Consider the following 11,283-nt stretch of genomic DNA (forward strand, 5'->3'; position numbering starts at 1 on the left):
TTAGTATTTTTTTTCCCGGAAATTAAACTCCATGTAATATCTTAAATTATCTATCTCAACGTCTAACTTGTCTTTTAACATTATTAGAAGTCTATTTGCAAGTAATAATTTAATGAATTTATGTGTTTTTTTTATTCTCAGTTAACAATGTTAATTTCTCCCTTAAAAACCATAACTGCCTGTCCTGTAAGCCATACATCCTTAATATTATGTTCATTAATAGAAAACCTCACATTCAGGTCACCTCCTTTATTCTTAAGGTTATAAGTTACCACACCGGCTGCATTTTCATTTATTGCATGGGCGATGGCTGTTGCAACATTGCCTGTTCCACAACTAAGAGTTTCCGCTTCAACACCTCTTTCATAAGTCCTTAAGTAAATTAAATCCTTGTCTCTTTTTGTAAAGTTTACGTTTATACCATTTTTAATAAACATCGGGCTATTTCTAATTGAACTTCCTTCTTTTTGGAGGTCCATTTCAGCCAAATTAAAATCCTCTTCTTTAAAAAAAACTACATGCGGGGAACCGGTATTAACAATAACTTTATCATTGCTTACATCCAAACCATAAGGTTCTATCATTTTTAAGGAAACTATGTCATCTTCAAGTATAGTTGCCTCGTGCTTTCCATCAATTGCATTGAAAGTACAATTGTTTTTTTTCAAAACTCCTGTTGAATAAGCAAATTTCACTGCACATCTCCCTCCATTTCCACACATGCTGGAAGGTTTCCCGTCTGAATTATAATAATCCATATAAAAGTCAAGGTCTTTCTCTTTTTTTAAAATAATTAAGCCGTCAGCTCCTATTCCAAATCTTCTGCTACACAGATTCGCAATCTGATGTGATGAAAGGTCTATTGATTGTTCAAAACCGTTAACCATTATAAAATCATTGCCTGTACCTTGATATTTGTGGAATTTAATTTTCATGAAGAACTATTTGAATAACATTTAATGAAAAAATTTATAATCTATGCAACCTTCCTAAATCAGTAGCGTATACAAGGCTAATTTAATCAAAATACAACGAACAAAAAGATTTACTCATGAAAAAAACTTTAAAAAATTTAATACCGATTTTACTGATTGGTTTTTTACCTTTCGCAGGCATGGCTGCAAACTCAAATGTTGCTAACACTTGGTACTTTGGGATGAAAGCCGGTCTTGACTTTTCAAATGGAGCTCCAATTCCGCTTGTTAATGGTCAAATGGAAAGTCTTGAAAACACAGTATCGGTTTCAGATGAAAACGGACAATTATTATTTTACAGTAATGGTGGACCTTTTCCTTTTGCAGGAGGAGTATGGAACAGAAACCATCAGTTAATGCCAAATGGCAGTTTAACCGGTACCGGTGGATGTAACAGTTCATTTCAGGGCGCAATTACGGTTCAAAAGCCAAGATCAGAAAATGTATACTATATGTTTACAACTGATTGTATTGAAAATAATTTTGCCGGAGGCCTACGCTATTCCATTATTGACATGAATTTAGAAGGTGGTTTAGGAGATGTAGTACAAAAAAATGTACCTCTTGCTGCAAATGCAAATGAAGGTGTTACGGCTATCAGACATGCAAATGGCGATGATTATTGGATTGTTACTCATATCAATAATACAGATTCTTTTTACGTATTTGAATTAACAGCTAATGGCATTTCCGGTGTTGTAAAAAACAAAGTTGGTCCTCACAACCCTTATCATGCAGGTGCTTTACGTGCATCTAATAATGGTCAGAAATTATTTCATGGTGGATTAATGTATGCCGCACTATATGATTTTGATAATGCTACAGGTGAAATCAGTAACTTCGTAGACTTGGGAATTAAAGGTTATGACGCTGCCTTTTCACCGAATTGCAGATTCCTATATGTTACGGGCAGCAATGGTTCTTCACAATTACCTAATCAGTTATGGCAGTTTGACATGCATGATTATGATATTGAAAACTCAGGTCAGCAAATAGGTTCAACGTCTAATTTAGCTTTTGGAAATATTCAGATTGCTCCTGATGAGAAAATTTACATTGCAAAGTTCTTAAGCTCTCCGAATTTAGCGGTAATAAACAACCCTAATGAATTAGGTACAGATGCCGGTTTTGTGGAAAATGGAATCCATTTGGCCGGAAAAGTTTCCAGAGGTGGTTTGCCAAACTTTGCAAATGATGTATTGGGAGAGTGTCTTCCATACAAAGTTGAAAATACAGAGAACAATCATGGACAGCCTACTACAAATCCTTTAATTTCTTTATCGCAACAGTCTTACAACAAGCTTAAAGTTAATCTGGACAACCTACAGGATGTCAATGAAGTTGTACTTCACTACAGAAAATCTCAAGAGGATAGCTGGGAAGTATTTACCGGAACCGGAAATTCAGTCTATCTTGAAGGATTAGAAGCAGGCACAGAATATGAAATCGTTTTAAGTTCTTATAGCTCTAATAGTTACCAATATCAGAGATTATTCGAACATTCTACTAAAAACGAAACAGATTATATGATTAAAGGATCAACTTTAGATAGATTTTCATTCAATCTTTACCCAAATCCGGCTGCTAATGAACTTACAATCTTGTTTGACACTGACAAATCAGCAGCTGTTTTAAATGTTTCTATCTATGATTTATCCGGAAAAAAGGTTTATCATAACATTATAGAGAACAAAAACAATCTAATTGACCGTGAGTCATTATCCTTGGATGATATTCGCAATGGTGTATATTTTGTTAAAATTGAAAGTGAGTCAATATCTCACACAGAAAGATTGGTAATCATGAAGTAAATCTTACCTACTATATAAATAAAAAAAAAGGCTACCGCAATCGGTAGCCTTTTTTTTTGTTAATATTTCAGGAATAAAAATTAAAATGCTAAATAGAATAATTCGTTTACTTATGGCTTTACAAGCCTCTAATTAAAAACTCCGGAATTCACTTAGATGTATTGAGAAAAAATTCGTTTCGCACATTATCCTTTGTAAATTTTCCTGAAAAAGAGGAAGTTACTGTTAAGCTGGTATCGTCTTCAATTCCCCTGGATGCAACGCATAAATGTTTAGCTTCTATCAAAACAGCAACATCATCAGTATTTAAAACCTCTTTTAGAGCACCGGCAATTTGCATGGTCAACCTTTCCTGGACTTGAGGCCTTGCAGCAAAATACCTTACCAACCTGTTGATTTTAGAAAGTCCGACTACTCTTCCATTTGATATATAACCAACATGAGCTTTGCCTATAATCGGTACGAAATGATGTTCGCAATTAGAATAAAAAGAAATATCCTTTTCAATAAGCATTTCATTATATTGATACTTATTTTCAAAGGTCTTTATCTCCGGGAAATTCTTCGGGTTAAGTCCGGAAAAAATTTCATTAACATACATTTTAGCTACTCTGTAAGGAGTACCGCTCAAGCTATCATCTTTCAGATCAAGACCCAGTATGTTCATTATTTCTCTAAAATGAATTTGTATTTCTTCAATCTTTTCAGAATCAGTCTTTACAAATGCATCACCTCTCAATGGAGTATCAGTTGATGTTCCTACGTGGCTGTCCCCTATCATATCAGCATGCTGAAGTCCGGAACTTGATTCAGCCTGTTTAATTTTGCTATTACCATTCATTGAAACAACTTTATTTGGATTCATTACAACTTTATTAAGTAAATAAAAAAGTATAACCAATCCCGGCTGAAGTTGTTTATAAATTCAGGGCAAAAAAAAGAAAAGAGCAGACTAATTTTCTAGAAGAGGGAGAATGTTTTTTGGAGAAATGGAGATATGAGACTCATTATAAATACAAATGCCATTTCGAATAGCTAAAATTTGTGGAGACTGATGTTCAACCTGAAATTTTTCAGAAATTGCATCAGAAATATTGCGATATTGTATTAAATCAAGGTAGAAAAAGGGGATTGAAGCAAATTCTTTTTGCTTCAATCCCCTTTTAATTCGGTCAAATGCCAAAGTACTAATTGAACAACGTGTACTATGCTTAAAAATTAAGTACAACTTATCATCTTTCAGCTGAATAATTTCTTCAAGCTGAGATAAATCAGTAAGATTAATCAATATTTAAATATTTCTTTCTTCGGTAACTTCTATATCATGAGTGATATGGTTTGGACATCCATCTCTATGGCATGAACTTAAAGTTGAAGAAATAAACAGTACAAAAGCAGATAAGGCTAAAAATTTTTTGAATCTTTGCATGTGATTATATTTTATGTAATTTAAAACGAGATTACTCTCCGTTAAGTGCGAATTTAAATAAATTATTTTAAAAAATTTGCTTTTACCGTAAACCATTTTAATATATGCTTTTAAAAAAGTCTACTTTAAAAATTCATTTTATTGCAATTGGCGGGAGTATAATGCACAATCTCGCTATCTGTTTACGTAAAATGGGGCATCATGTTTCAGGATCAGATGATGAAATTTTTGAACCGGCAATTTCACAACTAAAAAAAAATAACCTATTGCCTGAAAAACTAGGCTGGTCAGCAGATAAAATAACCGATAATACAGATCTGGTAGTGTTGGGAATGCATGCAAAAAAAGATAATCCGGAACTAAAAAAAGCTATACAGTTAAATATTAAAATTGTTTCTTTTCCTGAATTAATTGCAGACTTTTCTAAAAATAAAAAGAGAATTGTAATTGCAGGCAGTCATGGCAAAACAACGACAACATCCATATTAATGCATGTTTTTAAGGAGAATAAAATAAATTTTGACTATCTGGTAGGCGCTCGCATAGATGGTTTTGAAAACATGGTTAAACTGACAGAAGAATCTGAGTATATTTTAATTGAAGGAGATGAATATTTATCATCCCCATTAGATAACAGACCTAAATTTTTCCACTATAAACCACAGCATACAATTATAACAGGTATAGCCTGGGACCATATCAATGTTTTCCCTACAGAAGAAATATATCTAAAAACGTTTAAAGACTATCTGGAGACATTGACTAATGCTACGGTAGTTTATTTTAAAAAAGATGAAAACATTGACAAAGTTATTTCGGGCAGTACAAATAAACTGAAATTCCTCCCCTATTCAACTCCGGAATATAAAATCCTTGATGATAAAAGTACTATAAAGTTAGATGACGAATATGTAGAACTTTCATTATTTGGAAAACATAATTTTGAAAATATAAATGCAGCATATTACCTATGGAAATCTTTAGGATTCGAGGGTAAGAAATTCAGAGAAAAAATAAGTAGTTTCTCAGGCCCGGCACTTCGTTTAGAAAATTGGTATACAGACTCAAACTATATATTTATAAGAGACTTTGCTCATGCACCATCAAAAGTACAAGCTAGCATAAACGCTGTAACTGAGCATTACAACCATTTTACAAAAATTGCCGTTATAGAACTGCATACTTTTAGCAGTCTTACCGAAAGTTTTTTACCGCACTATAAAGAGACCACTAAAGGTGTAGATAAAGTTTTTATCTTTTTTGATGAAAAAGCTTTAGAATTAAAAGGAAAACAAATACCTACAGAAAAAACACTAAAAGAAGCCTTTAATAGAAAAGATTTAGTTATTATTAAAAATAAAATGACTCTAAAAGAAGAGATTATAAAAAACCTTATCCCTAAAACTATATTTTTACTTATGTCAAGTGGAAAACTGGATGGATTTACAAAAACTGAATTAAAAGAAGTAATAAAATGATGCAATTAAAGAAACCCTTAGTGATTTTTGACTTAGAGACAACCGGTCTGAATGTTATAACAGACAGAATAATAGAGGCTTGTTTTATAAAAGTTCATCCCAACGACAGTAAAGAAGTGAAAAATTATATTTTAAACCCCGAAATGCCGATTCCGGCTGAATCTTCAGCTATACATGGATTTTATGACAAAGATGTGGCAGATAAGCCGACTTTTAAACAAATCGCTTCTGAACTGAATAAATGGTTGGAAGGTTGCGATTTAGGCGGATATAATTGTAACAGATTTGATGTGCCGGTCTTAGTTGAGGAATTTTACAGAACCGGAAGTACTTTTAAGTTAGAAAACAGGAAAATTGTAGATGTTCAGAAAATTTTTCATTTAATGGAGCCTAGAAATCTGTCCGCTGCATATAAGTTTTATTGTGGCCGGGATCTTGAAGATGCTCATAGTGCTGAAGCTGATACTATTGCAACTTATGAAATTCTATTATCTCAACTCAAGAAATATGATAAAGACATTAAAAGCGATGTTAGCTTTTTACATGAGTTTACAAAAGACGGTGAATTTGTCGATACTGGCAGAAGAATGGTCTTTAATAAAGATAAAAAAGAAGTATTTAATTTTGGAAAACACAGGGGTAAGCTCGTTGAAAAAGTATTACAGGATGAACCACAATACTATGACTGGATTATGAAAAGTGAATTTTCCGCTCATACCAAACAGAAATTAACTGAAATTAAATTAAGACAAAACTCCTAGCATCTCATTTTATATTTTTATTTTTGAATCTATAAAAAAAAATAATTGAGTTCTAATTTAGTAATCATACCAACTTATAATGAGAAAGATAACATAGAAGATATACTTCATGTAATTTTCTCGCTGGAAAGCAATTTTCACGTTTTGATTGTTGATGACAACTCTCCTGATGGAACTGCTTCTATTGTAAAAAAACTAATTGCTGATACTTATCAGAGCAAACTCTTTATTGAAGAAAGAACCGGTAAACTTGGATTAGGAACAGCATATATACATGGATTTAAATGGGCATTAAAACATCAATATACTTACATTTTTGAAATGGATGCTGATTTTTCTCACAACCCTGCTGATTTACCCAGACTTCTGGATGCTTGTAAAGGCGAACAATATGACATGTCTGTAGGATCCAGATATATTAAAGGTGGAAAAGTAGTAAACTGGCCTTTATCAAGAATTTTTATTTCATACTTTGCATCTGTTTATGTCAGGATAATCACCTGGATGCCGGTAAGAGATACTACCGCGGGGTTTGTCTGTTACCATAGGAAAGTACTGGAAACGCTTGATCTAGACAACATACGCTTTGTTGGTTATGCATTTCAAATTGAAATGAAATTTAAAACCCTGAAAAAGCAATTTAAAATAGCTGAAGTGCCTATTACCTTTGTTGACAGAAAAAAAGGTGTTTCAAAAATGAATAAAGGGATTATCAAAGAAGCTGTTTGGGGAGTTCTTTCCCTACAATGGCAACATCTTAGAGGTAAATTAAAGTAACTTAATAATATATACTAATTACTTTAATTCACCTTTTTTAGTAAAACATTTATTTCATAATATGTATCCAGGCATCTCCAAATTGACCTGTTTCTTCTCTTAATTGATACAACAACTCCATACCTCCACGTAGCGTTTCCGGTTGAGCTATATAAACATAATTAAATCCTCTTACTCTATCATAGATTATCCCTGACTCATATCCTATATTCTGCAGTCTCCTAAATTCAGACTGTGCATTTTCGCGGACAGTAAAAGAGCCCACAACCAAATAATAAAGTTCCTGTTCCGGGCCTTCAATATACTCTAAATCATCGCTATCTACTTCTAAAAAAGAAATCCTGTCAGCATCTGTCTCAACAAAACCCAGCTCTTCTTCTATTTCTCTTATTTGATTAATTAAATCCCTTACTTCTTCGCTACTCTCTTCTATAACTACTTCACTTCTCTGTAACACTAGTTTAATACTGTCAACTTCTTCTTTCAAAACTGCAATAATGCTATCTTGCTGAGCCACTTTCTTATTTATTTCAGCTATGTCATCTTTTTGTGCAACTGCTGTGGTAGTACTTGGAACAGCCTTTTCAGCCCTTCTTCCAAATCGGACACCAAGCATTATTTCATGAGTTGCTCCGGAATAACTAGCTATATTATTAATTGCATGATCATAAGCATAGCCTACTTGAATATTATCATGAACCTGAAAAGCAGCAGAAAAAGTCATTGCATAATCATATCTATAAGAAACCCCTAACCAAAACCAATCTCTGTAGCCCGCTAAAGCATTAATATCTACCTGAAAGGGATTGCCGGATGTTGTCCTAAACATTACCAAAGGTTGCAGACTTATTTTATCTTCCCAAAATCTTAAATCGTAAGAAACATTGAAAAGATAATGCCTCGCAAGTGAGTAACTTGAAAACTCCTTTGTATTTAAGTGTCTTAATTCTGTTTCGATTATTTGAGGTACAGAAAATCCAACATTAAGATCTCTCCAGGAGTAATTAATTCCGGCACCTGCATCAATCGCAGTACTCCTAAAACTATTATTAGTAAGCAAAGGGTCATCTAAATCACGAACTACTATCCTATCATAATCAATATTATTATCCTGAACACCACCGGCAATTCCTACTGATAATCTGTGATCCTCACCCAATGGTAAATGATAAGCGTAAGTTACATAACCGCTAAATCGTTCAAAAATATCAGTTACATCATTATAAAGATACATCCCTAACCCAACTCGTTCGTTTGCTAAAGCTCCATCGAGTGTAATAGTACGTGTTTCCGGAGAGCCTTCAAAATCTGTCCACTGCTTTCTGTATATCAACCGGGACTGCAGGTCACCCGATATTCCGGTGTAGGAAGGATTGTATATAAAAGGACTATAATAATACTGGGAATACAACGGAATTTGTTGTGCACTTAAATCAGTAAACACAAACATATTCAAAATCGCAAAAAGCATGTACCCTTTAAAGATTCTTATGTATGATTTTTTTCTAGTTTTCATTTTTTCAAATTTATTCCTGCCTTTATGGCTCATTTTTAAATTTTTTCTATTTACTTTCAGAAATCTTTATCGCATTATTGAAATACTTCCTTTATATAGCCTGTCTGAATTGTCAAAGCGTATAACATAATAATAAGTACCATCAGGAAGAGGAGAACCATTATATGTTCCGTCCCAATCATTTTGATATGCACTGCTTTGATATACTTCAGAACCCCATCTGTTAAAAATAATAACCTCGGCTGAAGGGTAGGTGAATATATTGCCTATTTCCCAGGTATCGTTATACCCATCACCATTAGGAGTAAATAAATTTGGTATTTCTAAAACAAAATCTTCCAAAACAGTAATTGTAACTGAAGCAGTATTTACACAATTGTTAGAATCAATGACTTCAACCACATAAGTTATCGTTTCGTCAGGAGTGGAAATAGGATTAGCAATTTCAGGATTGTTTAAGAATTCAGACGGTGTCCAGAAATAATTTTCTCCTCCTGTAGCTTCCAACTGCACAGAAAAACCTTTACTTATAATTGTGTCTGGAGTTAGTGTCACAACCGGCAATGGATTTACCTGTATGAATACAGAATCAGTATTACTACAACCAAAAGTATTCGTTACAGTAACAACATACCAACCGGTTTCAGTTACTGCAATCAATGGAGTTATCTCTCCGGTATTCCACTCAAAAGTATAGTTTGCCGTATTTGATACAGACAAGGTAACAGACTCTCCTTCACAAAATTCTTTATCCCCATCTGAGACAATTCTAAATATCGGCTCGGGATGAACAGCAACCTGCTTTGAAATCGTATTCGAACAACCCTTATCAGATGTAACAGTTAATGTTACAGAATAAGTACCGCTTTCCCAGTAAAGGTGTGTTGGGTTTTGTTGGAAACTGACATTTCCATCGCCAAAATCCCAGAAAAATTGGGTTATACTTCCTGTATCAATCATTGAAAGGTTTGTAAAATTCATAGTCTCACCCAAACACACATCTTCATGATCAAAATCAGGAATTGGTAATGGATGAACTTTAATAACTCTTGAAATTGAATGACTGCAGCCAAAAGATGTCGATGCAGTTAATGTCACCTCATAAGTGCCACTGCTCCCATAAGTATGTGTCGGATCAATATCAAAAGACCCGTTTCCATCTCCAAATGACCATGAATATGTTAAATTACCGGACGCAACAGTAGATAAGTTGGTAAAACTAACACTTTCACCCTGACAAACAGATGATGCAATAAAATTAGCTGTTGGAGGATTACTTATTTGAATAGACTTTGTTCTGGTATCTAAACATCCATTTTCACCCGTTACAGTTAAGCTAACATTAAAAGTTCCTATTGTTTGATAAAAATGTTGTGGATTTTCATCTGTTGATGTATTTCCATCTCCGAAATTCCATAAATAAGTCAGATTACCAAAAGTTGAACTTGATAAGTTTGTAAAGTTAACAGTATCTCCATAACAAGTAGAAGTAAAGTTAAAATTAGCTGTAGGAGTCGGATATACAATTACGCTTTGCTGAACTGTATCTACACAACCAAAATTGGAATAAGCTATTAGTGTAACCTCGTAAACCCCTGCTGTATCATATGAATGGATAGGGTTTGAAGATATTGAAACATTTCCGTCGCCTAAATCCCACATATAATTTAAAACCCCTATGGATATAGATGATGTATTGTTAAATTGGATTTGCTCACCTTCGCATATATCAGAAGAAATAGTAAAAGATGCATTTGGCTGTGGATAAATCTCTATGTTTTTGACTATACTGTCAACACAACCATCCAAACTTTCAACTGTCAAAGTAATATTATAAATACCGGGTACAGTATAGATATGGACCGGATTTTCTGAAGTACTGCTGTTTCCGTCCCCAAAATTCCAATGATAATTAATATTTACACCGGCAGAGTCAGATAAATTAACGAAACTAACTTCAGCTCCTGCACAAGCATTTGAAACTTCAAAATCAGCTGTTGGTTGTGGGAAAACTTCAACTTGATTTGTATAAATATCTTCACATCCGTTATCAGAAACTACAGTTAAAGTAACTGTATAAACGCCAGTTGAAGCATAAGTATAAACAGGGTTGATATCTGTAGATTGATTTCCATCCCCAAAATCCCACACAAAACTTAATGCACCTGTTTGTATGGTACTATTGTTAACAAAAATAACAGCTGAACCGTCACAAACATCATCTGCCACAAATAGCGCTTCCGGATTGTCAAAGACTTCTACCTCTATAGTATTTGATAAGCTTTCACAACTATTTGAATCTGTAACTAACACTTGATATTCCCCGGATTGAGTAACTATCAGTTCAAAAGAATTTTCGCCCGGTAGAATATTCCCGGATTCAAACCACTGAAAAGTATAGCCCGGAGATGTTGCCGCCTGAAGAATTACGGAATCTCCAAAACAGAAACTAGTAGAACCTAAAGCCGTAATTTGGGAAACCGGCAACGGATTCACCGTCACTGTCGTTGATGCACTATTCTCGCACCCATTCGAGT

Annotated in this window: 10 protein-coding genes; 4 read left to right on the forward strand and 6 right to left on the reverse strand. The window is 33.8% G+C overall.

Annotated features, from left to right (window positions below; all coding sequences use genetic code 11):
• Positions 1 to 137: 137 nt before the first annotated feature.
• Complete coding sequence (locus EA412_03265; protein TVR81363.1) at positions 138 to 935, reverse strand: diaminopimelate epimerase; 798 nt, start codon at positions 933 to 935, stop codon at positions 138 to 140.
• Between the two features lie 116 nt (positions 936 to 1,051).
• Between EA412_03265 and EA412_03270 the strand changes: the two genes are divergently transcribed.
• Positions 1,052 to 2,785 (forward strand): T9SS C-terminal target domain-containing protein, encoded by a 1,734-nt coding sequence (locus EA412_03270; GenBank protein ID TVR81364.1) that lies wholly within the window; start codon positions 1,052 to 1,054, stop codon positions 2,783 to 2,785.
• Between the two features lie 148 nt (positions 2,786 to 2,933).
• Here the strand turns inward: EA412_03270 and folE are convergent, their stop codons facing one another.
• The 3 genes from folE to EA412_03285 form a co-directional block, all read right to left on the reverse strand.
• Positions 2,934 to 3,626, reverse strand: coding sequence for a GTP cyclohydrolase I FolE (folE, locus tag EA412_03275; protein TVR81372.1), 693 nt, complete (start codon positions 3,624 to 3,626; stop codon positions 2,934 to 2,936).
• Positions 3,627 to 3,737: 111 nt separating this feature from the next.
• Positions 3,738 to 4,076 carry a bacillithiol system redox-active protein YtxJ gene (ytxJ, locus tag EA412_03280; GenBank protein ID TVR81365.1) on the reverse strand — a complete coding sequence of 113 codons (339 nt, stop codon included), beginning with the start codon at positions 4,074 to 4,076 and terminating at the stop codon, positions 3,738 to 3,740.
• Positions 4,077 to 4,310, reverse strand: a complete 234-nt coding sequence (locus tag EA412_03285) for a hypothetical protein (protein ID TVR81366.1) — start codon at positions 4,308 to 4,310, stop codon at positions 4,077 to 4,079.
• Positions 4,311 to 4,318: 8 nt separating this feature from the next.
• Between EA412_03285 and EA412_03290 the strand changes: the two genes are divergently transcribed.
• The 3 genes from EA412_03290 to EA412_03300 are packed head-to-tail and all read left to right on the forward strand — an operon-like array spanning position 4,319 to position 7,230.
• Positions 4,319 to 5,692, forward strand: a complete 1,374-nt coding sequence (locus EA412_03290) for a peptidoglycan synthetase (GenBank protein ID TVR81367.1) — start codon at positions 4,319 to 4,321, stop codon at positions 5,690 to 5,692.
• Positions 5,689 to 6,453 (forward strand): 3'-5' exonuclease, encoded by a 765-nt coding sequence (locus EA412_03295; protein ID TVR81368.1) that lies wholly within the window; start codon positions 5,689 to 5,691, stop codon positions 6,451 to 6,453. Before EA412_03290 ends, EA412_03295 begins: the two co-directional genes overlap by 4 nt.
• Positions 6,454 to 6,498: 45 nt before the next feature.
• Positions 6,499 to 7,230 (forward strand): polyprenol monophosphomannose synthase, encoded by a 732-nt coding sequence (locus EA412_03300; GenBank protein ID TVR81369.1) that lies wholly within the window; start codon positions 6,499 to 6,501, stop codon positions 7,228 to 7,230.
• A 49-nt stretch (positions 7,231 to 7,279) separates the two neighbouring features.
• Here the strand turns inward: EA412_03300 and EA412_03305 are convergent, their stop codons facing one another.
• Positions 7,280 to 8,779, reverse strand: a complete 1,500-nt coding sequence (locus EA412_03305; protein ID TVR81370.1) for a type IX secretion system membrane protein PorP/SprF — start codon at positions 8,777 to 8,779, stop codon at positions 7,280 to 7,282.
• 33 nt (positions 8,780 to 8,812) lie between these two features.
• A complete protein-coding gene (locus tag EA412_03310) occupies positions 8,813 to 11,248 on the reverse strand; it encodes a PKD domain-containing protein (GenBank protein ID TVR81371.1) in 2,436 nt (811 codons plus the stop codon).
• Between the last annotated feature and the right edge of the window lie 35 nt (positions 11,249 to 11,283).

The sequence above is a fragment of the Chitinophagaceae bacterium genome (assembly GCA_007695095.1).
GTDB lineage: Bacteria > Bacteroidota > Bacteroidia > Chitinophagales > REEL01 > REEL01.